The organism is Streptomyces sp. RKAG290 (assembly GCF_023701695.1).
Classification (GTDB): Bacteria; Actinomycetota; Actinomycetes; order Streptomycetales; family Streptomycetaceae; genus Streptomyces.
The window spans coordinates 5,055,837-5,082,543 of the sequence record NZ_JAJOZC010000001.1 but is presented as its reverse complement, the minus strand read 5'-3'; the positions used below and the strand labels follow the sequence as shown (position 1 = coordinate 5,082,543).

Genomic DNA, 26,707 nt, shown 5'->3' with positions numbered 1-26,707 from the left:
TCAGTCCACGAGGTCGCGTACCACCGCGTCGGCCAGCAGCCGTCCCCACAGTGTCAGCACGGCCATCCCGTCCCCGAAGGGCCCGGACTCCAGCAGGCCGTCGTCCACCGCCCGCCGGGCCGCCGTGAGCCCGGCCGGGGCGAGGAGGGACAGCGGGCAGCCGTCGGAGAGGCGCAGCTCCAGCAGGATGCGTTCGACCCGGCGGTCCTCGGCGGAGAGGATCTCGCGCCCCGCCCCCGGCGAGCGCCCCTCGGCCAGCGCCTGCGCGTACGCCCCCGGGTGCTTCACGTTCCACCACCGCACACCGCCGACATGGCTGTGCGCGCCCGGTCCTGCGCCCCACCAGTCGGCCCCGCGCCAGTACAGCTCGTTGTGCAGGCAGCGGCCTTCGGGGGTCCTGGACCAGTTCGACACCTCGTACCAGGAGAAGCCCGCGGCGGCCATCGCCTCGTCCGCGATCAGGTAGCGGTCGGCGTGCGCGTCGTCGTCCGTCATCGGGATCTCGCCGCGCTTGATCCGGCGGGCCAGCTGGGTGCCCTCCTCGACGATCAGGGCGTAGGCCGAGACGTGGTCGGGCCCGGCGCCGATCGCCGCGTCCAGGGAGGCCCGCCAGTCGTCGTCGGACTCCCCCGGGGTGCCGTAGATCAGGTCGAGGTTGACGTGCTCGAAGCCGGCCGCCCGCGCCTCGGCGACACAGGCCTCGGGCCGGCCGGGGGTATGGGTGCGGTCCAGGATCTTCAGTACGTGCTGCCGGGCGCTCTGCATCCCGAAGGAGATCCGGTTGAAGCCGCCCTCGCGCAGCTCGGCCAGGTACGCCGGGGAGACGGACTCCGGGTTGGCCTCGGTGGTGATCTCGGCGTCGTCCGCGAGCCCGAACTCCTCCCGGATCGCGGCCAGCATGCTGACGAGATCGGCAGCGGCCAGCAGGGTCGGGGTACCGCCGCCGACGAAGACCGTGCGGACCTGCCGGGGGTCGTCGCCGAGCACCTTGCGGGCCTGGCGCACCTCGCCGGTCAGGTGGGAGGCGTAGTTGTCCCGGGAGGCCAGCGCGCCGCCGGAGCCGCGCAGCTCGGTCGCGGTGTAGGTGTTGAAGTCGCAGTAGCCGCAGCGGGTCGCACAGTAGGGCACGTGCAGGTAGAAGCCGAGCGGGCGGTCGGCGGCGCCTTCCAGGGCATGGCGGGGCAGTGCCCCGTCGTCGGGCACGGGCTCACCATCGGGCAGTACGGAAGGCATACCGTCCATTGTCGCGCGCCGCCCGGCACCCGGACGCCACCCCCTGCCCGGCCCTGTTCCCGGGACGGGCCGCTACTGGGCCTGCAGCACCAGCAGCGCCAGGTCGTCGTCCGGCGGGCGCTCGGCGAAGGAGTGCACGGCCTGGTTGATGCGCTCCGCGATCCCTTCGGCACTCAGCCCGGTGCAGCCTGCCAGCGCCTGTGCCAGGCCGTCGCCGTCGTCGAACATCACCGGGCCCGAGCGCCGCTCCGTCACCCCGTCGGTGACGCACAGCAGGCTGTCGCCGGGTGCCAGGTCGAAGCTCTGGCTCTCGTACACGGCGTCGTCGACGACGCCGAGCAGCAGCTGCGGCTCGGCGGCGGCCCGGACCGTGCCGTCCGGGCGCAGCAGCAGCGGCAGCGGATGGCCCGCGCTCGCCAGGGTGCAGCGCGCGCCGCCGCCGGGCAGCGGGACGAGCTCCCCGTACAGCAGGGACAGGAACCGGGGTCCGCTGTCCGCCGACTGCTGCCCGCCCGCGGCGGCGACCATGAGGGCCGCGGCCTCGGCGGCCTCCATCGCGTCGTCCAGGAGCAGCCGGTTGAGCCGGACCAGGACCTCGCCGACCTGGAAGCCCTCGCGGGCCAGCAGCCGGAGCCAGGGGCGGGCCAGCCCCGTCACGACGGCGGCCTCGGGGCCGCTGCCCTGGACGTCTCCCAGGACGAAGCACCAGCGGTCGCCGGGGCACGGGAAGATGTCGTAGAAGTCACCGCCGACCACGCCGTCGTCGCTGGGTTCGTACACCAGCGAGCTGGCGACCCCAGGTATCTCGGCGACCTTGCTGGGCAGCAGCCCGCGCTGCAGGATGCGGCTGATGGTGGCCTGCCGGGTGTAGGCGCGGGCGGCGCCGACGGCGAGGCCGACCCGGCGGACGAAGTCCTCGATCAGGGCGGTCACCTCGTCGGGGACGCGGGCGATGCCCTCACGGCCGACGAGTACGGCGCCGAGCGTGCGGCCGCCGGAGGTGATCCGGTACGCGAGCGCGACGCCATCGCTGCCGTCCGGGACCGCGCCGTCCTCCGCGCTCCCGGGCCACGGGATGGAGACGGGTCCGGTGCCGACCCGCTCGGGCAGCCGGAGCGGGTCCCCCTCCAGCAGCGTGCGCAGCGGGTCGGTGCGGGTCTCGTCGATGTGCCAGACCTTGGCGAGCCGCGGGACGGCCGCGCGGCCGCCGCTCTCGGGCTCCAGCCAGATCGCGCACCAGTCGGCGAGCCGGGGCACGAGTAACTGTCCGGCGAGCGCGGCCACGATGTCCTCGTCGAGCTGGCCGGCCAGCAGGTCGGAGGCCTCGGCGAGGAAGGACAGCGCGCCGCGTCCGGCCCAGTCCGCGTCGTCGCGCAGCGCGCGCCTGGCGGTGGGGGCCAGGAGTTCGGCGGCGCGCAGCCCCTGCTGGAAGCCGGGCTCCGGGCGGGCGTCGGCGAAGGGGTTCCAGTCGTCGACGGGGAGCCGGGCCCAGACGGTCTTGAGGCCGGTGCGGTAGGTGATGCCCCAGCGTTCGGCGAGGGTGGCGACGAGCGCCAGTCCTCGGCCGTACTCGGCGGGCTCCGGGCCGGCCGGGCTCTCGGGCCCGGCGTCGCCTTCGGTGCGCTCGCTGCGCACGGCACGGGCGGGATGGTGGTCGGAGACCTCCAGCACCAGTGCGGACGCCTCGTCCTCGGTCGCCTCCTCCAGCCGGAAGAGCAGTTCGACGTTGGTCCCGGCATGGATGACGGCGTTGGTGACGAGCTCGCTGACGACGACCGCGGCGTCGTCGGACAGCCGGTCACTGAATCCCACGGCCGCGGGCAGCCCCAGCCCGCTCCACTCGGCGAGCGCGGCCGCGACGAACCGCCGGGCCGCGGAGGGCGCGAGCAGGTTTCCGGGCAGGCTCGTCCGGGCGACCGGCTCGTGGCCCGTGGATGCGGCAGTGGTTCCGGGACGCTGCACGATGTCCCGCTGCAAGGGAATGGACCCCACAGGGCGGCTCCTGACCTGTTCTCGCTCTGCCTGTTCTCGCAATGCGCCGCTGACGACACGGACAGAGTGACAGATCGGCCCAGCCCATACGCGTCTAGTTACCGAAGTGAGTGGAGAACCGGGCACCCGGAGAACGCCGCGGCCCCCGCGCCGGAGCGCGGGGGCCGGGTGGTCACAGCGGCCTGCGGGCCGCCGTCACGCCTCGCGGGAGCCCGCGTACATGTCCTCGATCAGGTCCTTGTAGGCGCGCTCGACGACCGGCCGCTTCAGCTTGAGGCTGGGCGTCACCTCGCCGTGCTCGATGTCGAGGTCGCGCGGGAGCAACCGGAACTTCTTGATGGTCTGCCAGCGCTGCAGCCCCTCGTTGAGGCGCTTCACGTAGCCGTCGACGAGCTCGACGGTCCGCGGGGACGCCACGACGTCCGCGTACGACTTGCCCGCCATGCCGTTCTCGGCGGCCCAGCCGAGGATGGTCGGCTCGTCGAGGGCGATCAGCGCGGTGCAGAAGTTACGGTCCGCTCCGTGCACCAGGATGTTGGAGACGAACGGGCACACGGCCTTGAACTGGCCCTCGACCTCGGCCGGCGCGATGTACTTGCCGCCCGACGTCTTGATCAGGTCCTTCTTGCGGTCGGTGATCCGCAGGTAGCCGTCCACCGACAGCTCGCCGATGTCGCCGGTGTGGAACCAGCCGTCGGCCTCCAGCACCTCGGCGGTCTTCTCCGGCAGCCCCTGGTAGCCCTGCATCAGGCCGGGGCCGCGCAGCAGGATCTCGCCGTCGTCCGCGATCCGCACCTCGGTGCCGGGGAGCGGCTTGCCGACCGTGCCGGTGCGGTAGGCCTCGCCCGGGTTGACGAAGGAGGCGGCGCTGGTCTCGGTGAGGCCGTAGCCCTCCAGGATGTGGATCCCGGCGCCCGCGAAGAAGAAGCCGATGTCGGGTGCGAGCGCCGCGGAGCCCGAGACACAGGCACGCAGCCGCCCGCCGAAGGCCTCGCGGATCTTGGCGAAGACGAGGGTGTCGGCGACCTTGTGCTTGGCCCCGAGGGCGAAGGGGACGGAGGCGGTGCCGGTGCGCCGGAAGTTGTCCTGGGAGACCTTCGCGTACTCGCGGGCGACCCCGGCCGCCCACTGGAAGATCTTGTACTTGGCCCCGCCGCCGGCGCGCGCCTTGGCCGCGACGCCGTTGTAGACCTTCTCGAAGATCCGGGGGACGGCGGCCATGTACGTCGGCTGGACGATCGGCAGGTTCTCGATGATCTTGTCGACCCGGCCGTCGACTGCGGTGACGTGGCCCACCTCGATCTGGCCGGAGGTGAGGACCTTGCCGAAGACGTGCGCGAGCGGCAGCCAGAGGTACTGGACGTCGTCCTTGGTGATCAGCCCGGTGGAGACGGTGGCCTTGGCCATGTACGACCAGTTGTCGTGCGGCAGCCGCACGCCCTTGGGGCGGCCGGTGGTGCCCGAGGTGTAGATGAGGGTGGCGAGCTGCTCGGGGGTGATCGCGTCGACCCGCTCGCCGATCGCGGCCGGGTTCTTCGCCAGGTGTTCGGTGCCCAGCGCCTCCAGGTCCGCCAGCGTGAGCACCCAGCCCTCGGGGTCACCCTCGGCGGGTCCGGCGCCCTCGGCGTCGATGACGACGACATGGGCCAGGGCGGGCAGCTCGGCGCGCCGCTCGCGGGCCTTGGCCAGCTGTCCGGCGTCCTCGGCGATCAGTACCCGGCTCTCGGAGTCGGAGAGGATGAACGCCGACTCCTCCACGTTGGTCGAGGGGTAGATCGTGGTGGTCGCGGCTCCGGCGCACATGACGCCGAGGTCGACGAGGATCCACTCGACCCGGGTACTGGCGGCGAGCGCGACGCGCTCCTCCGGCTGCACCCCAGGGCGATGAGACCGGCTCCGATGGCGTACACCCGCTCGGCGGCCTGCGCCCAGCTGAGCGACTTCCATTCGTCGGGGCCCTGGCCGCCCGCCGCCGGGACGGGGTACCGGTATGCCTCCCCGTCCGGGGTGGCTGCCACCCGGTCGATGAAGAGGGTCGCCACGGAGGGCGGACGGTTCTCGATCATGGTCTGTGCGTCGCTCACGACATCCTCCGGGCCTGCGGCAGTGCTTCACGACCGGCTGCTGGTTGCGGCTTGCTCTCCGCGTAAGTCTGGTGCTTGATCCTGCTTGTTTAACTCACGAGTAACTACGAAGTCGTGATCAGGGTAGAGCGCCCGCGTCCGCCGCGTAAGGGGCAACCGGACCCCGCTTCATAACGAACGGGCCCCCGCGCCGCAGCGTTCTGCGATGCGGGGGCCCGTCGTTCTACCGATCAGTAGGGTCGGCAGGCGGGGAACGGACTACTTCTTGGCCTTGCTCTCCCCGGCGGACTCGTCGGTCGACAGTACGGAGATGAACGCGTCCTGCGGCACCTCCACGTTGCCGACCATCTTCATCCGCTTCTTGCCTTCCTTCTGCTTCTCCAGCAGCTTCCGCTTACGGGAGATGTCACCGCCGTAGCACTTGGCGAGGACGTCCTTGCGGATGGCGCGGACGGTCTCACGGGCGATGACCCGGGAGCCGATGGCGGCCTGGATCGGCACCTCGAAGTTCTGCCGCGGGATGAGCTTCTGCAGCTTGGCGACCAGCCGGACGCCGTACGCGTACGCCTTGTCCTTGTGCGTGACCGCGGAGAACGCGTCGACCTTGTCGCCGTGCAGCAGGATGTCGACCTTGACGAGCTCGGCGGACTGCTCGCCGGTGGGCTCGTAGTCGAGGGACGCGTAGCCGCGGGTCTTGGACTTCAGCTGGTCGAAGAAGTCGAAGACGATCTCGGCGAGCGGCAGGGTGTAGCGGATCTCGACCCGGTCCTCGGAGAGGTAGTCCATCCCGAGGAGGGTGCCGCGGCGCTGCTGGCAGAGCTCCATGATCGCCCCGATGAACTCGCTCGGCGCCAGGACCGTGGCCCGGACGACCGGCTCGTGCACCTTGTCGATCTTGCCCTCGGGAAATTCACTCGGGTTGGTGACGGTGTGCTCGGTACCGTCCTCCATCTCCACCCGGTAGACCACGTTCGGCGCGGTGGCGATGAGGTCGAGACCGAACTCACGCTCCAGCCGCTCACGGACCACGTCGAGGTGGAGCAGGCCGAGGAAGCCGACGCGGAAGCCGAAGCCGAGCGCGGCGGAGGTCTCCGGCTCGTACACCAGGGCGGCGTCGTTGAGCTGGAGCTTGTCGAGGGCCTCGCGCAGGTCCGGGTAGTCCGACCCGTCCAGCGGGTACAGACCCGAGAACACCATCGGCTTGGGGTCCTTGTAGCCGCCCAGCGCCTCGGTCGCCCCCTTGTTCAGGGAGGTGATCGTGTCACCGACCTTGGACTGCCGGACGTCCTTCACCCCGGTGATGATGTAGCCGACCTCACCCACACCGATGCCGTCGGAGGGGTCATCTCCGGCGAGGAGACACCGATCTCCAGCAGCTCGTGGGTGGCGCCGGTGGACATCATCCGGATGCGCTCGCGCTTGTTCAGCGACCCGTCGACGACCCGGACGTACGTCACGACGCCGCGGTAGGAGTCGTAGACCGAGTCGAAGATCATCGCGCGGGCCGGTGCGTCGGCCTTGCCGACGGGCGCCGGGACGTCCCTGACCACCCGGTTCAGCAGTGCGTCCACGCCGACACCGGTCTTCGCGGAGACCTTGAGGACGTCCTCGGGCTGGCAGCCGATGAGGTTGGCCAGCTCCTCGGAGAACTTCTCGGGCTGGGCGGCCGGCAGGTCGATCTTGTTGAGCACCGGGACGATGGTGAGGTCGTTCTCCATCGCCAGGTAGAGGTTGGCCAGGGTCTGGGCCTCGATGCCCTGCGCGGCGTCGACCAGCAGGACCGTGCCCTCGCAGGCGGCGAGCGACCGGGACACCTCGTAGGTGAAGTCGACGTGTCCCGGAGTGTCGATCATGTTGAGGACGTGGGTGCTGCCCTGGCCCTCACCGGCGGTGGGCGCCCAGGGCAGCCGTACCGCCTGGGACTTGATGGTGATGCCACGCTCGCGCTCGATGTCCATCCGGTCGAGGTACTGAGCGCGCATCTGCCGCTGGTCGACCACACCGGTCAGCTGGAGCATCCGGTCGGCAAGGGTCGACTTGCCGTGGTCGATGTGCGCGATGATGCAGAAGTTGCGGATCAGCGCCGGGTCGGTACGGCTCGGCTCGGGCACGTGGAGAGGAGTCGCGGGCACGCAGGGTCCTGATTCTTGAGACGCCGAACGCCGTGTCTCGGGTCGATGTCGGGTCGGTCGGATCTGTACGTAGCTCCCATCGTCCCACGCCTGCGGAGCGGGGACCGGTTTGGGCCGGTCGGAGCGCGGCTGGTACCGTGGACAGCTGTGCCTCCTTGCCCTCGGGCCGTGAGGCGCACATCGAAGATCCAACGAACCTGAAAAGGCTCTTTCGTGGCGAACATCAAGTCCCAGATCAAGCGGAACAAGACGAACGAGAAGGCGCGCCTGCGCAACAAGGCCGTCAAGTCGTCGCTCAAGACCGCAATCCGCAAGGCCCGCGAGGCCGTCGTTGCGGGTGACGCCGAGAAGGCCAACGTGGCCGTTCGCGACGCCTCCCGTGCGCTCGACAAGGCTGTCTCGAAGGGTGTCATCCACAAGAACGCCGCCGCCAACAAGAAGTCGGCGCTGGCCACCAAGGTTGCCACCCTCCAGGGCTGAGCACTCCCGATGTGATCGCCGGAACGGACACAGCGGGCCCTCTCTCCCGCTCCTGACCGGCACCCCGCGCCGCACACCGAACCTGCGTTCGCCACGCGGGTGCGGCGCAACCAGAAGTCACGCGAAGGCCCCGTCGCCGTCCTCCCCAGGACGGTGACGGGGCCTTCGTGCTGCGCGCCGCCGGACCTGCGCTCAGCGCCGGCCGCGGCCCACCAGGTCGACGACATCGCCCAGGAAGCCCTCGTCGAGCATGGTGGAGACCGCCGTGTCGCCCTCCTCCGTGAGCCCGTTGTCCTGACAGGCGACACCGACCAGGTAGCCGCCGTCCAGCTCGAAGGTGGAGAACGCCCACTCGCCGTGCGAGGCGGGCTCGCCCTGCGGGGTGAGCAGGGCGGTGGCCTGCGGATCGAAGCCGAACTGGTTGAAGCCCATCCGCATGCCCTGGCCGAGCGCCTTGGTGTACGCCTCCTTCAGCGTCCAGGTGCGCACCAGCCCGCGCTGCTGCTCCTGCGGGTCGAGGGCGGCGAGCCAGCGGCGCTCGGCCGGGGTGCACAGATGGCGCTGAACCGCCGAGTACTCGATCCGGCGGTCCGCGAGCTCGGTGTCCACGCCGACCCGCCCGCGCCGGTTGAGGCCGACCACCAGCAGGTCACGCGTGTGACTGAGGCTGACCTCGATCTGGTCGCAGCCGCGCAGGAAGGGCCGGCCGCCGGCCTTGGACGCCAGCTCCACCGTCTCCGGCGGCGTCTGCAGGGCCGCGCCCGCGGTGTATTTGACCAGCAGCCGGGAGGCCGCGAACCGGCCGCGGGCCTCGGCGTCCTGGAGGGTGTTGAGCCGCTGCCAGTCGGTGGCCCCGAGCAGCGGGCGCAGCTGGGGGTCCGCGAGGGTCGCGGGCAGCCAGTCGCACCGGTTCGCGTACACCACGACATGGCCGTGCCATGCCATGGACTGCCGCACCCGGCTCCAGTGGCTCTCCGGTCCCGGCATCAGCAGGGGCTCCGCGATGACCGGCCTGCTGGGCGCCCTCATGTCGTACCTGCTTCCGCCAGAGCGACGTCGTGAAGATCGAAACTGCGGCCGGCCCGGAACCGCGCGAGCAGTTCCGCGGCGACCCGGTCGACGCAGTCCGGTGGCAGCGCGGGAAAGCGGAGGCCGAGGCGGCGTCCGTGCCGGTGCAGAGCGAGCACCAGCCAGGCCGGGTCGGCGAGGAAGGTGTCCGCGTGCCGGTGGCTCTCCCACATGCCGAGGGCCGCGCCCACGGCGGACAGCACCGCGTGGCGGTCCGCGAGCGCCGCGGCGGCCGGGCTCACCAGCGCTGCCCGGTCCCCCGGCTCGATGAGCCGGCAGCTGTCCCGCACCTCGTACAGGTCGGCGAGGAAGGCGGCGGCCATCGTACGGAGCGCGTCGTCATAGGGCCCCCGGCCGGCCGAACCGGCCAGCCGGGCGGCGGACGCGGTGAGGGCGGCGGCCAGCGGGTCTCCGCCGCCCGCGACCTGGAGACTGCCGATGTCCAGGTGCGGCAGGGGGGAGCCGGCGCCGAACAGCGCGGCGGACGGCTCCTCCTCCCGGCCCCAGGAGCTCCGTGCCAGCAGGGGGAGCTGCGGGATGACCACGGCCTGGCAGGCCGCGGTGCCCGCGTGGCCGAGGCCGGCGGCCGGCAGATCGCGGAGCAGCTTGGTGAGCATGCCCTGATCGGTCTCCCGGCTGTAACCGCCGGCGCCGAGCACGGTGGCGAGTTCCTCCAGGTCGTCCCTGAGCAGCTCGGGTACCAGGTACTTGAGGTCGGCGGCGGCCAGATGGGCGGCGCCCGGCAGCAGGGAGAGCGCGCGCAGCACCGTGGTGGCCATGCTGTCGCAGGCCAGCAGGTCGGCGAACACCCCGGCGACCACGCCTCGTTGACGTCTGCCGAGGTTTCCTCCCGCGAGTGCGGCCCGGACGGCGGCGCGCAGCACGGTGTCGGCCGAGGCGATCATGGCGCCGGTGATGAGGGTGCGGTTGAGCTGGAAGGTGCGCAGCGAGAGCCGCACTCCGGCCCCGGACTCACCGACGAGCACGTCGGCCGGCAGTTCGCAGGCGTCGAACTCGTACCCGGCGAAGCGGCAGCCGCGCATTCCGGTGGTGGACCTGCGGGGCAGCACCCGCATGCCGCCCGGTGCGATCCGGTCCGGTTCGACGAGGAACACGGAGTGGGACTGGGACCCGGGTGCCGGGTCGGTACGTACGTAGGCGACGACCGCACCAGCACGCTCGGCGTTGATCACGACGTCCTTGCGGCCGTCGAGCAGCCTGCCGCCGGGGTACTCCATGGCGGTGAGCTCGCCGCGCAGCATCGCGGTGCCGTGCGCGAGCGAGCGGTGCACGATGGCCGCCCGGCCGCCCGAGGCGAGCAGGCCGGCGACGGTCTCGCGCTGCCGCGGCGATCCGGCGGCGAACACCGGGGCCGCCGCGAACAGTGAGGTGATGCCGTAGCCGAAGGCGAGGGCCACGTCGCGGCGGAAGACCGGCCGCAGCATCCGCATGAGCCCGCCCGCGTCGCCGAGCCGCCCGCCGAGCCCGGCCGGCACCAGCTCCGCCCCGAAACCCTCCTGGTCGAGGAGGTCCTCCGCGGCCGGCAGGAGTTCACGCTCCCCGTCCGCGGCGAGCAGGGCGCGGAAGCCGAGCGGGTTCGCCGGATCACAGGGGTCGCCGAAGCGGAACTCGAGCCGCTCGGCGCGCCGGGACACGTCCGGCTCGGCGGCCCGGACGACGGTGGCGGGCATCACATCAGCCTCCTTCTGCGGCGTACGGCGGCGCCGATGCGTACAACGGGCGGAGTTCGCCGCGCAGGTAGAGCTCGCGCATCAGGGAGCGGCGGACCTTGCCGCTGGTGGTGCGCCGTACCGTGCCGGGGCGGACCAGGACCACACCGGCGAGGTCCGCGCCGAACTCCTGGTGCAGGCAGCCGCGGACCCGCTCGGCGAGGCCGGCGAGCTGGACCGGGCTCCAGCCGGCACCCCGGATCTCCTGTATCGCGACGATCTCCTCCTGCGCCGAGGAGGCCGAGAGGACGACCGCCGAGCCGAACGGTGATCCTGATCTGACGAGTTGGCGCTCGGCCTCCTGCGGGTGCAGGGTGCGGCCGTCGACGAGCAGGGCGTCCTTGATCCGGCCGGTGAGGTACAGCTCGCCGTTCCTCAGCGCGCCGAGGTCCCCGGTGCGCAGGAAGCCGTGTTCGCCGCCGCTCGTGGCGCACCCGAAGGCGGCCGAGGTCTCCAGCGGACGGCGCCAGTACCCGGCGGCCACGGCGTCGCCGCGCACCCAGATCTCCCCGACGGAGCCGTCGGGCAGCACGGCCGAGGTGGCCGGGTCGACGATCCGGACGGTGACGCCGCTCGCGGGACCGCAGCCCACCAAGGTGCGGACCGCGAGCCCCGGCACGGGCGGGCCGAGCTCCCCACGGTCCAGCCGGTCGGCGGCCACCGTCACCGGGGCCGGGGCCCCGCGGTGCCCAGGCTGACCAGGAGGGTCGCCTCGGCCAGGCCGTAGCCCGTGGTGAGCGTGCCGGGGCGCAGCCCGGCGGGGGCGAAGCGGCGCGCGAAGGCGTCCAGGGTCACGGCGGACACCGGTTCGGAGGCGTTGACGGCGACGTCCAGCGCGCTGAGGTCGAGATCCGCGAGAGCGTCGGGGGTGACATCGGCGAGGCAGCGGGCGTAGGCGGAGTCGGGGCGGCGGTGACGGTGACACCGTGCCTGGACACTTCGCGCAGCCAGCTCAGCGGGGCGGTCGAGAACAGCCGCTGGGGCATCAGTACGGCAGTGGCGCCGAGCCAGAGCGGATGCAGCAACTGCCCGATCAGGCCGAGGTCGTGATGGAGGGGCAGCCAGCCGCCGATCCGTGAGGTCCGGTCGGTGCCGAGTGCGCTGCGCAGACTCTCCATGGTGGCCATGAGGTTGGTGTGGGTGACCAGGACACCGCGCGGTCCGGCGGTGGTCCCCGACGTGTACTGGATGAGCGCGGTGTCGGCGCCCGAGCGTTCCGGCGGCTGCCAGCCGCCGCCGCGTCCGGGCAGCCGGTCGACGGCCAGGCAGACCACCGACGAGTGCCCGGCGGCGGCGAGGCGCCGCGACAGCTCGGGGGCGTGGGCCGACTCGGTGAGCGCCACGGTGGCATCGGTCTCGGCGGCGATGGCCGCCGTACGTTCGGCCGCCGCACGGGAGAGGTCGGGCGGCGGCACGGGCACGGCGACCGCGCCGGCGTACAGACAGCCGAGCAGTGCGGCGACGGTGTGCGGGCCACCGTCCATCGAGACCAGTACGGGCTCGCCCGCCCTGCCGCGGCGCCGCAGTTCGGCCGCGACGGCCCCGGCCCGTGTGTCGAGTTCGGCGTACGTACGGGCCGCGGCGCCTCCTTCGCCGTCCGGGCAGAGCAGGGCGGTGTCCGCGGCGCCGGCGGCGAACCGGGCCGCCAGCGCATGCGTGAAGCTCCTCGCTGAAGTCATCCTCTGCTCCTGGTACTCGGACGGATGTGGGGTCCTCCTACTCTCCGCGCCGGCACTGGACGGGGACTTGAAGATCAACTGTGCTGCGGCGTCGGGGCCGCTCATCTTCTGCGCCCGGACTCCCCGTTCAGCAGGTCCTGCAGAAGCAGCCGCTCCTGACCGCTGAGCGGGACATCGGGACGCAGCCGTTCGGGGTGGCCCGGCGGCGGGCCGTCCGCGTCGGTGCGCAGCATCAGGCGGAACCCGTTGTCGACCGAGTGCAGCCGCGCCCGCCCCCCGTCGGCCGCGGTCAGATACATGTCGACGCCGCCGTGCACCATGAGGGCCAGGCCCACCGGCCGCAGGCAACGGCCCAGAATGCGGCGCAACTTGTCCTTCGCGGCGCTCCCGCCGGTGCGCGCGGGGATGCGGTCACCCGGGCGACGCGCTTCCCGCCGGCCCGGTTCCTCCCGGCCGGCCATGTCAGAGAACACCTTCCGAGCTGCGGTGTCCGTTCATGGTCACGTCACCTTCCCTTCGCTCCTGCCGCCGGTCGGCGCCTGGGTGGAGGGATGATGGGAGCGACCACTCAAGTCCCGCTCGACTTCTGGCTGAAACCCATGGAATGGGAAATGGTTGTACCAGCCCTGAACCAGACTGATCCCGATGGGTCTCAGCCAGCGAAACGGGCACGGCCTGTTGCATAATCGCTAGGCGAACGACCCATGATCCGGCACAACGGGGGGCACCATGGTACGAGTTCTGATTGCTGAAGACATGCATATGCTGCGCAAAGCGCTGGTATCGCTCATTGAGTTGGAGCCGGACCTGGAGGTGGTGGCGGAGCTGTCGTCAGGGACGGATATCGTGCCGACCGCGATAGCCATGCGGCCGGATGTCGCTGTCCTCGATATCGACCTGCCCGGAACCGACGGCATCACCGCAGCGGCCGGATTGCACACCCTGGTGCCCGAGTGCCGCACCCTGATTCTCACCAGCCTCGGGAGACCCGGGAACCTCAGACGGGCGCTCGCCGCCCATGTCTCGGGATTCCTGCCGAAGGATTCGGATCCGGACAGTCTCTGCACGGCGATCCGCCAGGTCGCCGCGGGCCAGCGGGTGATCGACCCGCAACTGGCTCTGGCCACGCTCGACTCCGGCCCCTCCCCCCTCACCGACCGTGAGCAGGAGGTGCTGCAACTGGCCTCGGAAGGGATGGAGGCCGGGCAGATCGCCTCCCGGCTGCACCTCTCGTCGGGCACCGTGCGCAACTACCTGACCTCGGCGGTCACCAAGCTCCATGCGCGCAACCGGGTCGATGCCATCCGGATCGCTCGTGACGCGGGGTGGCTGCACTCGGTCTGAGCACCGCCCTCGCCGCCGCACGGGCGGCTCCGCGAGGCAGCGGCCGCACGCCTCAGACGGCGAGCAGTTCCACCTCGGCCTTGAGCTCGAACCAGCCGTCGGCCCGCGGGCCCGCCGACAGCCGGCCGTTCACCGCCTCGATCCGCGTGGCCAGGTTCCCGATACCGCTGCCGCCGCCGAACTGGATCCCGAGCGCGGGGTTGTCGATGCCGTCGGCCCCGTCGTTCACGAGCGACAGCCGCACCCCGTCGCCCGCCCGGTCGGCGGTGATCCGGCAGTGCTCCGCCCTGCTGTGCCTGAGCATGTTCGTCAGGCCCTCCCTGAGCATGGTGGCGAGCACCGTGTCGACGTCGTCCGGCAGGTCACCGCAGTCCAGCCGGATACTGGCCTGGATGCCGACCCCGACGAGCATCGCCGTGGCATGCTCCGCCTCCGCGGTGAGGCTCATCCGCTGCCGCCCGTCCGCCACCGTGCGGACATCGGCCAGTGCCCGGCGGCAGATCTGGAGCACCTCGGTCAGCTCCTCCTGCGCCTGCACCGGCCTGGTCTGCGCGAGACGGCGCACCAGCTCGCACTTGAGGGTGATCGCGGAGAGGCTGAAACCGAGCAGGTCGTGCAGGTCGCGGGCGAAGCGGAGGCGTTCGGTGATCACCGCGAGGCGGGCGATCTCGGCGCGGGACCAGTGGAGTTCGGAGGCGAGCCTGGCCATGCGGGAGAGGCCGAAGACCACCAGACCGCAGATGAGCGTGTACGCCGTCTCGTAGATGAGGTCCACCCCGGAGCCGTCGGCGGCGTGGAAGGCCACGTCACCGGCGACGGTGACCGCCGCGATCACCGGCCAGGCCGCGGCTGTCGGCAGCACGAGGAGCGCCGTGCCGGCCACGAACCCGGGCAGGCCCAGGTAGGACGAGCCCAGGAAGGGCCAGGGGGCGCATTGCAGGAGCAGCATCGCCGCCGGTGCGGCGAAGCGCGGCAGCCACGGACGGCGGGCCGACCAGGCGAACCGCCATGAGAAGGACACGACAAGCTGAAGCACCAGGGTGGCGGTCATGCAGAGTTCGATCACCACCGCCTTGCCGAGGGCAGCGGGTAGGACATGGCGATGACGGAGTACGCCAGGAAGTAGCCCACCAGCACCGCGAACGTGATGGCGGTGGCCACCCGGGGCACCAGGTCCCGGTGCCCGAGCCCGCCGGGAGGTGCCACCGCCCCCTCGGCGTCCTCAGCGCCGGGCGCGGACGAGGGGCTCGTCGCCTCCTCCCGCTCGCCCCGGTCGGGCAGCGGGAGGACGGCTTCGAGGCGGAACCAGCCCTGCCCGTCGGGGCCATGGGTGAGGGTGCCGCCGAGCTCGTCGACGCGTTCGACGAGCGCGGCGAGGCAGCCGCCCTCGGCGGCCTTGGGCGGCCGCGGGCGTCCCACCCCGTCGTTGGCGAGGGTCAGGACGCAGTGGCCGTCCCGGCGCCAGGCCCGGATCTCGCACTGCTCGGCCTTGCTGTGCCGCAGCATGTTCGTCAGGCCCTCGCGCAGCACGGTGGCCAGGACGGTGTCGACCACGCAGGGCAGTTCGCCGTCGCCGAGTTCGAGCTGGGTGCGCACGCCCGCGGCGGAGAGCATCGAGACCGCCGCGTTCGCCTCGCCGGACAGTGACATCTCCCGGTATCCGCGGCTGACCGACCGTACGTCGGCGAGGGCCCTGCGGGACGTCTTCAGCACTTCGGTGAGTTCGTCGTGTGCCTTGGCGGGACTGTCCATCAGCAGCCGGTAGGCGAGTTCGCACTTGAGGGAGACCTCGGAAAGGCTGAACCCGATCACATCGTGCAGGTCCCGGGCGAAGCGCAGCCGTTCACCGGCGACGGCCAGCCGGGACAGTTCCTCGCGCGAGCGGTGCAGCTTGACGATCATGTCGGACATCCGGGAGAGCCCGACGATGATCAGCGCGATCAGGACCCCGTCGAGGGTGTTGTAGAGCACCGTGACGGCGTCGTCCCCCACGGACACGAGCACCGCCAGCGAGGTGAGCATCACGGCGCCGAACAGCGGCCAGCCCAGGACCGCCGGGAACACCAGCACGGCGGACGCCCCGAGGAAGGACTGCATCCCGCCCCAGGCGTCCCCGACCAGCAGCATGGGGACGTAGGTCAGCAGCGCCTGCAACGCCCAGGTCGCGTAGCGGTATCGGTGCAGACGGGGAAGGAACCTCGGGAAGGAGTGGCTGAGTTGCAGGGCCATGATCGCGAGAAAGACGAAGAGTGCGGCGGCCCGTTCCCACATCGGCGGCTGCTCGGCCCAGACGAAGGCGCCGTCGATGACGAAGAACCCGAGCAGCGCGGCCGCCGTGACGGCTATCGCCTTTCTCGGCGGCAGCACTTGGCTGCCGACATCCGCGGAAACACTTTCCGGACGGCCGGCTATTTCGCCTTTCAACATTCCCCCATGGATCACCATGCCCGGTCGGAGCATGCCCCGGTGCAGATCATAGGTAACTCCGCTTTCGAATCTGTAGTTCCTGCGCGGACTATCTTCCGTCCGCCGGCCGCGGATCGGGCGCGGTGAACATTCCGGCGGCGGCCGTGTACGCGCGGGCGGCCCTGACGACCGGCTCCGGCAACGGCTCCGCGTGCGACGGCGCGGGGGCTCCGGGCCGGGACCGCAGGTGCGCGAGCAGGCGCGCCGCGTCGGGGCCGTGCAGTTCGACGCGGTGGAGCGAACCCTCGTAGCCGATGACAGGATCGGCGTCCGGCTCGTGCCGGATCACCCGGTCCGGTAGCCAGAGTTCCTCGCCGGGCGGCACCGCGGGCGGGTGGAACCTGGCGCGCGGCGACTGGGGCACCACGCTCAGCACCGGCGAGGCGCCGATCGCCAAGTGCCGTGCGATCAGGTGCTGGAAGCCGTCGAGTGCGCCGATCAGCTCGCGCGAGGCCTCGTTCCATTCGCTCTCGGGCACGTCGTAGCCGGGGAATCCGGGCACCACATTGCCCAGCGAGACCGCGCCGAGCTGCATCCGCTGCAGCGCTTCCCGAAGGAGCGTGCCCGGCTGTTCCAGGGCCAGTTCCCCCAGGGGGCGCTCAGCACGACGGTCCTGCCCGCCCGGACGGTGACGTTCTCACTCAGGGACCAGAACTCGCCGAGTTCCAGAGCCGCGAGGCGGTCGATGCGCATGAATGGGTCCTTCCGCGAGCCGGGCTCGGTGTGCGTGCCACCTTGTCGTTCAGAGGAACAGGGGCACGGGATTGAGGTCCTCGTAGCGGGTCGGCGCGGCCAGTCTGCCCAGCTCCACCGGGACGTCGAAGAGCCGTCCGGGGGCGTAGCGGGCCCAGTGCGGTCTGAGTCCGGGCACCACCACCTTCACCACCGGCAGCCCCACGTCCGGCCGGGTCTGGTCAAGGACGAGCAGTTCCATCCCCTTGGCCCGCAGGAGCTCCACGGCCGCATCGATGTCCTCGTACAGGTCGTCGTGCGGAGTGTAGGGATGCGTACCGGGCCCGGTCGACTCGCAGTCGGCCGGCAACAGATACGGGTGCCCGGCGACCGTCGCCGTACGCAGCCACTCGCGTACGTCGGGGTCCTCGGCGACCGCGCGGCTGACGCCGCCGTCCGGCGCCACCACGTGCGGCATCATCTGGTTGAGCTCGGTCAGGGCGCGGCGCAGTGCGATCGCCGGGTCGTGGTGCGCACCGAAGCCGAGCATGATGTCCTGCGCGTCGCCGTCGGTGCGCCGGGACAGCGCGGCCATCACCGGGATGCCGAGGTCCGAGGTGAGGTCGAGCACCCAGACCTCACGGTTCAACGACGCGTGCACCCGGCGCAGTTCGGTGATCCACGGGTCGTCGAACGCGTCGAGGTCCACCGCGGGGTGCCGCGTGCGGTTGTACCACCACAGTGCGAGCGCGTCGCGTTCGACGAGTTCGAGGAAGCCCTGCAGCACCGCGTCCTCCAGTGTGCCTCCGGCGGCGGTGCCGTTGGAGCTGGCGAGGCAGGAGCAGCGGCCGGCCGGCTGGTCGACGCCGTAGTACATCAGGGCGGTGGGCAGCAGCTTCTGGCGCTGCTCGGTCAGCGACCACACGGGGGTCCAGTCGGTGTCCGCGCCCTCGTCGAAGGGGTCGCAGACGTGCTGGAACGGGCCGTGCGAGGTGTTCCATCCGTCCCGGCCGGCGAACTGCCGCGGGTCGTAGAGCTGCACGGTGTCGGGGTGGACCGCCCGGCCGGCCAGCGTCCGGTAACTGCCGCGCACGGTGGCCTCGCCGCCCGCGAAGTGACCGGAGTGCCGCTCCAGCGCCTCGGCGAGCGCGCTGACCCTGGCCTGGATCTCGGTGGCGCCCTTGCCGCCGCAGGAGGCCCGCAGTCCGCCGCGTATCTCTCGGATGCCCTGCGCCCCGACGGCCGGGTTGAAGCCTGCGGAGAAGGAGTTGAAGAACTCGGGGCCGCACGGGTAGCGGGTGACCGAGCGGACCAGGCCGGTGACCGGGTCCACGAGGTGGCCGTACCGGTCGAGCAGCTGCTCCGGCGTGAGGCTCCGGTGGCCGTTGCCTGCGGTGTCACGCTTCATCCTGGAGCGCAGCACCACCGGCGCCTCGACCTGGGCCGCGGTCATGCCGGGTTCGCCGCAGGTGGGGCACTGGGGGCGGCGGCGTACCGGATGGAGCCCGCCGTCCAGGGTGAGGCTGTCCACCGTGCGCAGCGCCAGCTGGCTCGGGTGGCGGTATCCGGAGAGCCACTTGGCTGCTTCCAGAGCCACCAGCTGGAGTCCGGCGAGGCGGGCGGCGGGAAGTGTGCAGGAGGGCCGCGGCACCGGGCCGGAGCGGCCGAGCATCCGCTGGACGTGTGCCTCCACCGGCCGGGTCCGCCAGAGCCGCTCGGTCAGGCAGGACCAGCAGGGTCCGTCCCTGTCGCCGAGGAACGGGCCGGTCCACAGCTCGGTGCCCTCGGTCTTCACCGGGAGCCAGCGGCGGCCGGCCGCCCGGAATCCGGCGTCGAGGCCGGCCAGAGCCGGGTCGAGGTAGTCGTCGCAGAGGACCACCGTGAGCGCCGCCGGCTCCGCCGCACCGGCCGGGGGCACGGCGAGCCCGGCGGCGGTCAGGCACCCGGCCAGTTCGGCGATGTCGCCGCGGCCGACCACGAGGGCCGAAACGGTCTGCCGCGCCGCGGAGTCGAGCGCTTCGGTGCCGTCCATACCGGCCGCTTCCCAGTACGCCTGCGCGGCGGACTCCTGCGGCGTCGTCCGCAGCTCCCGGCCGGACAGCAGCCCGGCCCCGGCCAGCCGGGACACGAGCCGGCCGGCCTGCTTGGCGGGGAGTACGGCCGCCGCGTCCTGGGCGATGCGCTCCAGGTGGCGGGTTCCGTCGAGGAGGGGGGCGAGGTGGGCTATCTGCTCGCCGTGCAGGGCGGTGACCCGCTGGTCCGAGATCAGGTACACCGCTTCACCGGGCACCTGCTCGACCCGCAGGTGCGGCTTGAACCCCAGGAGAGGGGCGGTACGGACGTCCCCCATCAGGCGAGGTCGGCGGCGGCGAGGGGCCGGGGGCGATGTGCGAGCCGAGGCACACCTGCGGCGCCTGGGCCGTGGCCAGGTAGCGGCCGAACTCCTCGATCACGAGGTCGTCGTGGCCGGACGCGGCAAGGCTGCTGTTCGTGTTCATCGTCATCCCCGATTTTCGAACTGATGGGCCGTTGACCTTCGGCGCTCGGCTCCCGGTCGGGGCCGATGACCAGAACTCTGCCCGGTCCGCGGTTTCCGCCCCAGTGCCGCCGTCACGGGATGCACATGAAACTTTCACACCTGTGACCGGGAAAGCCCCATGCCGGGTTCGGTAGCCCGGCACTGCCGTGATTCCGGGGCGGCTGAGAGGTTCTGAGGGTGATGGAAGCCGGGTCCGAAGCATCGGGTCGTCCGGCGTATCCAACGGAGGAATCCCCATGGAGATCAAGGTTCTCGGCCCGCTCGTGGCCGAGTCGGGCGGCACGTCGGTGGTCCCGAGTGCCGGCAAGCCCCGGCAGATTCTGGCTCTGCTGTCCGTCTATGCCAACCAGGTCATGCCCGTGCCCACGCTGATGGAGGAGATCTGGGGGGCGGACATGCCCCGCAGCGCGCTCACCACGCTGCAGACGTACATCCTGCAGCTGCGCCGGCTGATCACGCATGCGCTCGGGCCGGACAGCCCGTACACCGCGCGTGAGGTGCTGGCCACGCGGCACGGCGGCTATCTGCTGGAGGTCATTCCCGGCGCGGTGGACGTGCACGAGTACGACCGCCTGGCCGCCACCGGCCGCAGCGCCGGCGAGAGCGGCGACGACGAGACGGCGGCCGCGCTGTACCGCGAGGCCCTCGGCATGTGGCGCGGTCCGGCGCTGGTCGACGTGCGGCTCGGCCCGCTGCTGGAGATCGAGCTGGTGCGGCTGGAGGAGAGCAGGCTGGGGGTGCTGGAGCAGCGGATCGACTCCGATCTGCGGCTCGGGCGCCACATGCAGCTACTGGCCGAACTCACCTCCCTGACGGCCCGTCACCCCATGCACGAGGGGCTGCACGCGCAGTGCATGGTGGCGCTGTACCGGTCGGGACGGCAGTGGCAGGCGCTGGACGTCTACCAGAACCTGCGGCGCGAGCTCGCCGACGGGCTCGGGCTCGACCCCTCCGCGCGGCTGCAGCACCTGCACCACGCGGTCCTGGCCGCCGACCCGGCACTCGACTCCCACCAGGCCGGCCGCCGCCCGGTGCTCGACCTCTTCGCCGCCTGAGCGCAGGCAGAGCAGCCGAGCGCACCCGCCCGTACGGACCCCGCCCTTCCCCACAGGGCGGGGTCCGGCGCGTGCGGGGCTCCATCCGGCCTCCAGGTGAGAACCGCACAGTGTCCTGCGATCTTCGCCAACGACCCTGGGGGTTACCTTGCGAGTCATCGATCTTTCGTCGCCCGTTGACGCGTCGGGCTGGGAGCCGGATCCGATCGTCCACGAGATCATGACGCCGGCCGAGGGTGCCCGGCACATGGCGGCCGAGATGAAGGAGCACTTCGGCCTGGACTTCGACCCGGCCGACCTGCCGGGCGGTGAGCTGCTGTCCCTGGACACCCTCACGCTCACCAGCCACACCGGCACCCATGTGGACGCGCCGTCGCACTACGGCTCCGTGGGCGAGTACGGGCGGCCCCGGCACATCGACGAGATGCCGCTCGACTGGTTCCTGCGCCCGGCCTGCGTCCTGGACGTGAGCGACGTCGGCACCGGCACCATCGGGGTGGAGCGGATCGAGAAGCAGATCGCGGCGATCGGTTACGTGCCGCAGCCACTCGACATCGTGATGCTGCACACCGGCGCGTCCCGGCACGCGGGCACCCCGCGCTACTTCACCGACTTCGCGGGGCTCGACGGCCCGGCCACCGACCACCTCCTGGACCTGGGGGTGCGCGTGATCGGCACCGACGCCTGGAGCCTGGACGCCCCCTTCGGGCACATGATCCGCACCTTCCAGGAGACCGGCGACCGTGCGGTGCTGTGGCCCTCGCACTTCGCGGGCCGGCGCCGCGAGTACTGCCAGGTGGAGCGGCTCACCCAGCTGGACACCCTGCCCACGCACGGCTTCCGGGTCTCCTGCTTCCCCGTGAAGATCGCCGGCGCGGGGGCGGGCTGGACCCGGGCGGTCGCCCTGATCGACGAATGAGACGCACCGGCGGGGCGGGCACCGGCCCCGTGACACCCTGGCTGTTCTGCTTCCACCACGCGGGGGCCGGCATCTCCGCCTTCGCCCGCTGGCAGCAGGTGCTCGGCGACGCGGCCGAGGTGGTGCCGGTGCTGCTCCCCGGCCGCGGGCCGCGCGCCAAGGAGAACCGGATCACCGACGTCCCGGTGCTGATGAACGAGCTGCGGGAGCTGATCACCCCCCTCCTGGACCGCCCCTACCTCCTGTACGGGCACAGCCTCGGCGGCCTGGTCGCCCACGCGCTGACCCGGACCCTGGAGGACGACGGGCTGCTGCCGCCGGTACGCCTGGTGATCGGTGCCGTCCCGCCGCCGCACCTGCGCAACCCCCTGCTGCGGGGAGCCGGCCTTCCCGACGCCGAACTGCTCGACCTGCTGGTCGAGTTCGAGGCGGCGCCGCCCGAGGCGGCCGGCCGGGACAGCTCGCTGTGGCGGCGCCATGTGATCCCGGCGCTCCGGGACGACCTGCGCCTGGGCGAGGCGCTCTGCCAGGTCAACGCGGACGCGGCGGTGGGCACTCCGCTGCTGGCGCTCGCCGGTCGGGAGGACCGGCTCGCGCCGCTGACCGAGATGGCCGAGTGGGCCGACTACTCGGTGTCCCGCTTCCGCCTCCAGACGCTGGCCGGCGGCCACTACTTCGTACGTGAACGTGTCGTGCCCGAGCTGCTGCGCGAGGTGGCGCTGGAGCTGCGGGAGACGGTCCAGCAGGAGTACCGGGCCGAGTCGAGCGCGCGTCAAGAGGGCGGGACGAGACTCCTGCCGACACCGGATCTATCAGAGAGGTGACGCAGCCGTGCTGCATTCTCCCGGGGCGAACCCCCACGGCCTTCGCATCGAGGAGGCACAGTGACCCGACGCGTAGTCATGACCGGAATCGGTGTGGTCGCCCCCGGTGGTGTGGGCGTCAAGGAGTACTGGTCCCTGCTCACCGAGGGACGCACCGCGACCAGGGCCGTCACGCTCTTCGACGCCTCGGCGTTCCGTTCGCGGATCGCCGCCGAGGTCGACTTCGACCCGGTCGCCTCCGGGCTGACCGAGGAGCAGGCCGGACGGCTCGACCGGGCCGCCCAGTTCGCCCTGGTGGGCGCCCGTGAGGCGGTCACGGACAGTGGCCTGGACATGACGGGCATCGACCCCTTCCGCACCGGCGTGACGATCGGCAGCGCGGTCGGGGCCACCACCGGACTGGACTACGAGTACGCGGCGGTCAGCAACAACGGCGCCGAGTGGCTCGTCGACCACGAGCGTGCCGTCCCGCACCTCTACGACTACTTCGTGCCCAGCTCCTTCGCGGCCGAGGTGGCCTGGGAGTTCGGCGCGCAGGGCCCGACCGCGGTGGTCTCCACGGGCTGCACCTCCGGGCTCGACTCGGTCGGCCACGCCGTCGAGCTGATCCGCGAGGGCAGCGCCGACGTCATGATCGCCGGAGCCACCGAGGCGCCGATCTCACCGATCTCGGTCGCCTGTTTCGACGCCATCAAGGCCACGTCGAACCGCAACGACGAGCCGGAGACGGCCTCCCGGCCCTTCGACAAATCCCGCAACGGCTTCGTCCTCGGCGAGGGTTCGGCCGTGTTCGTCCTGGAGGAGTACGAGCAGGCGGTGGCCAGGGGCGCGCACATCTACGCCGAGATCGCCGGCTTCGCCTCGCGCTCCAACGCGTACAACATGACGGGGCTGCGCGCCGACGGTGCGGAGATGGCCGAGGCGATCGGCGCCGCCCTCGCCGAGGCCGGAATCCCCGGAACCGACATCGACTACATCAACGCGCACGGCTCCGGCACGCTGCAGAACGACCGCCACGAGACCGCCGCGTTCAAGCGCAGCCTGGGCGACCACGCGTACGCGACACCGGTGTCCTCCATCAAGTCGATGATCGGGCACTCGCTGGGCGCCATCGGCTCGCTGGAGATCGCCGCGTCCGCACTCGCCATCGAGCACGGCATGGTGCCGCCCACGGCGAACCTGCACGAGGCCGACCCCAAGTGCGACCTCGACTACACACCCGTCCACGCCCGCCCGCGCGACATCGGCACGGTGCTGAGCGTGGGCAGTGGCTTCGGCGGATTCCAGAGCGCGATCGTGCTCACCAAGCCCGAGCGGAGGAAGACGGCATGACGAGCGAACTCCTGGAGCGGCCCGCACAGCGGACGGGCGAGGCGGTGTTCACCGGTATCGGTGTCGCCGCCCCCAACGGCCTCGGTACGCAGGCCTGGTGGCGGGCGACCGTCGCCGGTGAGAGCGGCATCCGCCCGGTCTCCCGCTTCGACGCCTCCGGCTACCCGGCGACGCTCGCCGGGGAGGTTCCCGGGTTCGACCCGCAGGAGCACATTCCCAGCCGGCTGCTCCCGCAGACCGACCACATGACCCGCCTCGCCCTGACCGCCGCGAAGGAGGCCCTGGAGGACTCCGGCGCCGACCCGGCCGAGATGCCGCCGTACTCCGCGGGCGCGGTGACCGCCGCGTCGGCGGGCGGCTTCGAGTTCGGCCAGCGCGAACTCCAGGCCCTGTGGAGCAAGGGCGGCAGCCACGTCTCGGCGTACCAGTCCTACGCGTGGTTCTACGCCGTCAACACCGGCCAGATCTCCATCCGGCACGGGCTGCGCGGCCCCAGCGGGGTGCTCGTCACCGAGCAGGCCGGCGGCCTCGACGCGGTCGCCCAGGCCCGCCGCCAGCTGCGCAAGGGCAGCAAGCTCATCGTCACCGGCGGCGTGGACGGCGCGGTCTGCCCCTGGGGCTGGACCGCGCAGCTCGCCGGCGGCCGGATGAGCGGGTCCGCCGACCCGGAGCGCGCCTTCCTGCCGTTCGACTCGGCGGCCGGCGGTTACGTCGCCGGGGAGGGCGGCGCGATCCTCGTCCTGGAGGACGCCGACGCCGCCCGCGAGCGGGGCGCCCGGATCTACGGGAAGCTCTCGGGCTACGCGGCGACGTTCGACCCGGCGCCCGGCCGGGGCGGCGAGCCCGGACTGCGCAGGGCGGCCGAACTCGCACTCTCAGAAGCCGGGTTGAGCGCGACCGACGTGGATGTCGTGTTCGCGGACGCCTCCGGTGTGCCGCAGCTCGACCGTCAGGAGGAGGCGGCGCTGACCGCACTGTTCGGCCCCCGCGGCGTACCGGTCACCGCTCCGAAGACCATGACGGGCCGGCTCTCCGCGGGTGGCGCCTCGCTCGACCTGGCGGCGGCTCTGCTCTCGATCCGGGACGCGGTGATCCCGCCGACCGTGAACGTCACCGACCCGGTCGCAGCCGACACGCTCGACCTGGTCACCGAGGCCCGCCGCACCCCCGTCGCCACCGCCCTGGTGCTGGCGCGCGGGACCGGCGGCTTCAACGCGGCGGCCGTGGTGACCGCCGCCCACTGAACTCCACCTGTGGTGGACCGAGTTGTTGCCCGACACACCTTTACCGACTGGCTTCGAGAGGCGTACTACACATGGATCTCAAGGAACTGACCACCCTGCTGCGCGACTGCGCCGGTGTCGGCGAGGGCGTCGACCTCGACGGCGACGTACTGGACGTGCCCTTCGACGACCTGGGCTACGACTCGCTCGCGATCCTCCAGGTGACCGGGGTCATCGAGCGCGATTACCACATACAGCTGTCGGACGACACTGTCGCGGAGGCCTCCACGCCGCGCATTCTGCTGGAGTTCATCAACGACTGCCTGTCGTCGACGGCGAAGGCCGCGTAGTCCACGCCGGCGCGACGGCCGCCCTTCCCCGGTCGGGGGAGGGCGGCCGTCGTACGTGGTGGGTGGTGGATCTCCCCTCGGTCGATGACCTCGTCACCGCTCGGCGCACAGAACGGTGCCCGCACACCGGGGGATTGTGTGCGGGCACCGGGTTCCTGGGCGGGACGGTCAGATCAGGTCGTCCCGGGTGATCTGCCGGTCCTCGATCTGCCAGTCGCCGTCCACCCGCACGATGCGGTCCTGGCACAGGGTGCTGGCCTTGATCTCGGGGCGGCCCCCGCGCGGGGTCTCGATGACCAGCGCGTAGCAACGGGCGCTGACGGCGCCGTCGGTGACGCCCTCCACGGAGACCATGCCCAGCCAGTGGCGGCGCTGGACTCCGGCCTTCGCGTACGCGTCGGTGGCGGCCTGCGCGGCCTTGGTGATCGCCTCGCGGCCGACGGCCGGCACGGGCTGGGCGTTGGCGGCGAAGACACCTTGCTGGGTGAAGGTGCCGGCCCATTCCTGGACCCGGCCGTCGTCGAGCAGATGCATCTGCTGCGCGTAGAACTGCTGGATCTCCGTGTACAGGGCGGCGGTCGGGGCGGCTTGCGGCAGCTCGGTGACGCTCATGGGGTCCTCTCCTCCTGGGTCCTTCTGCTCCCCAAGGCTGGCCGCCGCCGCTCGATCCCCGCTGGTGGGCGGCTCGGGCGGCTGCGACGCGGCTTCCAGCCCGCCTCGACACGCGTTCGAGTGGGGCTCGGCATTTTGGGGCGCGGACACCCACACATTGAGGAGACTTCCATGACTCAGCCCAAGGACGCGAGCGAGCGCCGCGTCGCGCTCATCACCGGGGCGACCAGCGGTATCGGCCTGGCGTCCGCGCGGGCCCTGGCCGGGGCCGGGCTCGCGGTGTTCATCTGTGCCCGCAGCACCGAGTCCGTGGAGCTGACCGTCAAGCAGCTCCGCGAGGAGGGCCTGGAGGCCGCCGGCACGACCGCGGACGTGCGCAGCCCGGAGTCGGTGAAGGCACTGGTGGCCGCCGCCGTCGAGACGTACGGGCGCGTCGACGTGCTGGTCAACAACGCCGGCCGCAGCGGTGGCGGCGTCACCGCCGACGTCTCCGACGAGCTGTGGGAGGACGTGATCGCCACCAACCTCAACAGTGTCTTCCTCACCACGCGTGAGGTGCTCAACCAGGGCGGTATACGCGAGCGCGGCTGGGGCCGGGTCATCAACATCGCCTCCACGGCCGGCAAGCAGGGCGTGGTGCTCGGCGCCCCCTACTCGGCGTCCAAGCACGGTGTCGTCGGCTTCACCAAGGCGCTCGGCAACGAGCTGGCGCCGACCGGGATCACCGTGAACGCGGTCTGCCCCGGGTACGTCGAGACGCCGATGGCGCAGCGCGTGCGGCAGGGCTACGCCGAGGCGTACGACACCTCGGAGGACGCGATCCTCGCGAAGTTCACCTCGAAGATCCCGCTCGGCCGCTACTCCACCCCCGAGGAGGTCGCCGGTCTCGTCGGCTACCTCGCCACGGACACCGCCGCCTCGATCACCGCGCAGGCGCTCAACGTCTGCGGCGGTCTCGGCAACTTCTGAGCAC

The 26,707-nt window shown here is 71.8% G+C and carries 22 protein-coding genes and 2 pseudogenes; 9 read left to right on the top strand and 15 right to left on the bottom strand.

Annotated elements, in window-relative coordinates; all coding sequences use genetic code 11:
* The 4 genes and pseudogenes from hemW to lepA form a co-directional block, all read right to left on the bottom strand.
* Window positions 1-1,233: a radical SAM family heme chaperone HemW gene (gene hemW, locus LNW71_RS22340; RefSeq protein ID WP_250969849.1), complete on the bottom strand. Its 1,233-nt coding sequence runs from the start codon at window positions 1,231-1,233 to the stop codon at window positions 1-3.
* 72 nt (window positions 1,234-1,305) lie between these two features.
* Window positions 1,306-3,210, bottom strand: a complete 1,905-nt coding sequence (locus LNW71_RS22335; RefSeq protein WP_250972104.1) for an ATP-binding SpoIIE family protein phosphatase — start codon at window positions 3,208-3,210, stop codon at window positions 1,306-1,308.
* A 210-nt stretch (window positions 3,211-3,420) separates the two neighbouring features.
* Window positions 3,421-5,309: pseudogene (locus LNW71_RS22330) on the bottom strand (long-chain fatty acid--CoA ligase).
* Window positions 5,310-5,567: 258 nt separating this feature from the next.
* A pseudogene (gene lepA / locus LNW71_RS22325) lies at window positions 5,568-7,441 on the bottom strand (translation elongation factor 4).
* 213 nt (window positions 7,442-7,654) lie between these two features.
* Between lepA and rpsT the strand changes: the two are divergent.
* Window positions 7,655-7,921 carry a 30S ribosomal protein S20 gene (rpsT, locus tag LNW71_RS22320; protein WP_123470913.1) on the top strand — a complete coding sequence of 89 codons (267 nt, stop codon included), beginning with the start codon at window positions 7,655-7,657 and terminating at the stop codon, window positions 7,919-7,921.
* A gap of 192 nt (window positions 7,922-8,113) precedes the next feature.
* Here the strand turns inward: rpsT and LNW71_RS22315 are convergent, their stop codons facing one another.
* The 6 genes from LNW71_RS22315 to LNW71_RS22295 form a co-directional block, all read right to left on the bottom strand.
* Complete coding sequence (locus tag LNW71_RS22315; RefSeq protein WP_250969848.1) at window positions 8,114-8,950, bottom strand: 4'-phosphopantetheinyl transferase superfamily protein; 837 nt, start codon at window positions 8,948-8,950, stop codon at window positions 8,114-8,116.
* Complete coding sequence (locus LNW71_RS22310) at window positions 8,947-10,680, bottom strand: acyl-CoA dehydrogenase (RefSeq protein ID WP_250969847.1); 1,734 nt, start codon at window positions 10,678-10,680, stop codon at window positions 8,947-8,949. The genes LNW71_RS22315 and LNW71_RS22310 overlap by 4 nt, the downstream gene beginning before the upstream one ends.
* A 4-nt stretch (window positions 10,681-10,684) precedes the next feature.
* Window positions 10,685-11,386: an AMP-binding protein gene (locus LNW71_RS22305; protein ID WP_250969846.1), complete on the bottom strand. Its 702-nt coding sequence runs from the start codon at window positions 11,384-11,386 to the stop codon at window positions 10,685-10,687.
* Window positions 11,383-11,514, bottom strand: coding sequence for a hypothetical protein (locus LNW71_RS36190; protein ID WP_285802182.1), 132 nt, complete (start codon window positions 11,512-11,514; stop codon window positions 11,383-11,385). Before LNW71_RS36190 ends, LNW71_RS22305 begins: the two co-directional genes overlap by 4 nt.
* Window positions 11,511-12,398: an AMP-binding protein gene (locus LNW71_RS22300; RefSeq protein ID WP_250969845.1), complete on the bottom strand. Its 888-nt coding sequence runs from the start codon at window positions 12,396-12,398 to the stop codon at window positions 11,511-11,513. Before LNW71_RS22300 ends, LNW71_RS36190 begins: the two co-directional genes overlap by 4 nt.
* A gap of 101 nt (window positions 12,399-12,499) precedes the next feature.
* Entirely contained in the window at window positions 12,500-12,859 is a 360-nt protein-coding gene (locus LNW71_RS22295) for a DUF6059 family protein (protein WP_250969844.1), read from the bottom strand.
* A gap of 268 nt (window positions 12,860-13,127) precedes the next feature.
* On the opposite strand from LNW71_RS22295, the gene LNW71_RS22290 reads away from it, so the two are divergent.
* Entirely contained in the window at window positions 13,128-13,742 is a 615-nt protein-coding gene (locus tag LNW71_RS22290; protein ID WP_250969843.1) for a response regulator transcription factor, read from the top strand.
* Between the two features lie 52 nt (window positions 13,743-13,794).
* Here the strand turns inward: LNW71_RS22290 and LNW71_RS22285 are convergent, their stop codons facing one another.
* The 4 genes from LNW71_RS22285 to LNW71_RS22270 all read right to left on the bottom strand — a co-directional run bounded on the left by LNW71_RS22285 (window position 13,795) and on the right by LNW71_RS22270 (window position 19,230).
* The gene (locus LNW71_RS22285; protein ID WP_250969842.1) at window positions 13,795-14,793 is read right to left on the bottom strand and encodes a histidine kinase; all 999 of its coding nucleotides are present in this window, start codon (window positions 14,791-14,793) and stop codon (window positions 13,795-13,797) included.
* 11 nt (window positions 14,794-14,804) lie between these two features.
* Entirely contained in the window at window positions 14,805-16,109 is a 1,305-nt protein-coding gene (locus tag LNW71_RS22280; protein ID WP_250969841.1) for a histidine kinase, read from the bottom strand.
* Window positions 16,110-16,257: 148 nt separating this feature from the next.
* Window positions 16,258-16,743 (bottom strand): hypothetical protein, encoded by a 486-nt coding sequence (locus LNW71_RS22275; protein ID WP_250969840.1) that lies wholly within the window; start codon window positions 16,741-16,743, stop codon window positions 16,258-16,260.
* 207 nt (window positions 16,744-16,950) lie between these two features.
* On the bottom strand, window positions 16,951-19,230 hold the full coding sequence (locus tag LNW71_RS22270; protein ID WP_250969839.1) for a TOMM precursor leader peptide-binding protein: 2,280 nt from the start codon (window positions 19,228-19,230) through the stop codon (window positions 16,951-16,953).
* A 425-nt stretch (window positions 19,231-19,655) separates the two neighbouring features.
* Between LNW71_RS22270 and LNW71_RS22265 the strand changes: the two genes are divergently transcribed.
* From LNW71_RS22265 to LNW71_RS22240, 6 genes are all read left to right on the top strand, one after another.
* Window positions 19,656-20,474, top strand: coding sequence for an AfsR/SARP family transcriptional regulator (locus tag LNW71_RS22265; protein ID WP_250969838.1), 819 nt, complete (start codon window positions 19,656-19,658; stop codon window positions 20,472-20,474).
* Window positions 20,475-20,622: 148 nt separating this feature from the next.
* Window positions 20,623-21,393 (top strand): cyclase family protein, encoded by a 771-nt coding sequence (locus LNW71_RS22260; RefSeq protein ID WP_250969837.1) that lies wholly within the window; start codon window positions 20,623-20,625, stop codon window positions 21,391-21,393.
* Entirely contained in the window at window positions 21,390-22,217 is an 828-nt protein-coding gene (locus tag LNW71_RS22255) for an alpha/beta fold hydrolase (protein ID WP_250969836.1), read from the top strand. The genes LNW71_RS22260 and LNW71_RS22255 overlap by 4 nt, the downstream gene beginning before the upstream one ends.
* A gap of 60 nt (window positions 22,218-22,277) precedes the next feature.
* Complete coding sequence (locus LNW71_RS22250) at window positions 22,278-23,549, top strand: beta-ketoacyl-[acyl-carrier-protein] synthase family protein (RefSeq protein ID WP_308294510.1); 1,272 nt, start codon at window positions 22,278-22,280, stop codon at window positions 23,547-23,549.
* Window positions 23,546-24,793, top strand: coding sequence for a ketosynthase chain-length factor (locus LNW71_RS22245; protein WP_250969835.1), 1,248 nt, complete (start codon window positions 23,546-23,548; stop codon window positions 24,791-24,793). Before LNW71_RS22250 ends, LNW71_RS22245 begins: the two co-directional genes overlap by 4 nt.
* A gap of 71 nt (window positions 24,794-24,864) precedes the next feature.
* The gene (locus LNW71_RS22240) at window positions 24,865-25,122 is read left to right on the top strand and encodes an acyl carrier protein (protein ID WP_250969834.1); all 258 of its coding nucleotides are present in this window, start codon (window positions 24,865-24,867) and stop codon (window positions 25,120-25,122) included.
* A gap of 168 nt (window positions 25,123-25,290) precedes the next feature.
* Here the strand turns inward: LNW71_RS22240 and LNW71_RS22235 are convergent, their stop codons facing one another.
* Window positions 25,291-25,734, bottom strand: coding sequence for a nuclear transport factor 2 family protein (locus LNW71_RS22235; protein ID WP_250969833.1), 444 nt, complete (start codon window positions 25,732-25,734; stop codon window positions 25,291-25,293).
* Between the two features lie 171 nt (window positions 25,735-25,905).
* On the opposite strand from LNW71_RS22235, the gene LNW71_RS22230 reads away from it, so the two are divergent.
* Window positions 25,906-26,703, top strand: coding sequence for an SDR family NAD(P)-dependent oxidoreductase (locus LNW71_RS22230; protein ID WP_250969832.1), 798 nt, complete (start codon window positions 25,906-25,908; stop codon window positions 26,701-26,703).
* The last annotated feature ends 4 nt before the right edge of the window (window positions 26,704-26,707 follow it).

Bases quoted from the DNA above. Each gene is read 5' to 3' on its own strand.
- hemW (WP_250969849.1), bottom strand. From the start codon at position 1,233: ATGCCTTCCGTACTGCCCGATGGTGAGCCCGTGCCCGACGACGGGGCA.
- LNW71_RS22315 (WP_250969848.1), bottom strand. From the start codon at position 8,950: ATGAGGGCGCCCAGCAGGCCGGTCATCGCGGAGCCCCTGCTGATGCCG.
- LNW71_RS22310 (WP_250969847.1), bottom strand. From the start codon at position 10,680: ATGCCCGCCACCGTCGTCCGGGCCGCCGAGCCGGACGTGTCCCGGCGC.
- LNW71_RS22300 (WP_250969845.1), bottom strand. From the start codon at position 12,398: ATGACTTCAGCGAGGAGCTTCACGCATGCGCTGGCGGCCCGGTTCGCC.
- LNW71_RS22295 (WP_250969844.1), bottom strand. From the start codon at position 12,859: ATGGCCGGCCGGGAGGAACCGGGCCGGCGGGAAGCGCGTCGCCCGGGT.
- LNW71_RS22290 (WP_250969843.1), top strand. From the start codon at position 13,128: ATGGTACGAGTTCTGATTGCTGAAGACATGCATATGCTGCGCAAAGCG.
- LNW71_RS22285 (WP_250969842.1), bottom strand. From the start codon at position 14,793: ATGACCGCCACCCTGGTGCTTCAGCTTGTCGTGTCCTTCTCATGGCGG.
- LNW71_RS22275 (WP_250969840.1), bottom strand. From the start codon at position 16,743: ATGCAGCTCGGCGCGGTCTCGCTGGGCAATGTGGTGCCCGGATTCCCC.
- LNW71_RS22270 (WP_250969839.1), bottom strand. From the start codon at position 19,230: ATGGGGGACGTCCGTACCGCCCCTCTCCTGGGGTTCAAGCCGCACCTG.
- LNW71_RS22265 (WP_250969838.1), top strand. From the start codon at position 19,656: ATGGAGATCAAGGTTCTCGGCCCGCTCGTGGCCGAGTCGGGCGGCACG.
- LNW71_RS22255 (WP_250969836.1), top strand. From the start codon at position 21,390: ATGAGACGCACCGGCGGGGCGGGCACCGGCCCCGTGACACCCTGGCTG.
- LNW71_RS22245 (WP_250969835.1), top strand. From the start codon at position 23,546: ATGACGAGCGAACTCCTGGAGCGGCCCGCACAGCGGACGGGCGAGGCG.
- LNW71_RS22240 (WP_250969834.1), top strand. From the start codon at position 24,865: ATGGATCTCAAGGAACTGACCACCCTGCTGCGCGACTGCGCCGGTGTC.
- LNW71_RS22235 (WP_250969833.1), bottom strand. From the start codon at position 25,734: ATGAGCGTCACCGAGCTGCCGCAAGCCGCCCCGACCGCCGCCCTGTAC.
- LNW71_RS22230 (WP_250969832.1), top strand. From the start codon at position 25,906: ATGACTCAGCCCAAGGACGCGAGCGAGCGCCGCGTCGCGCTCATCACC.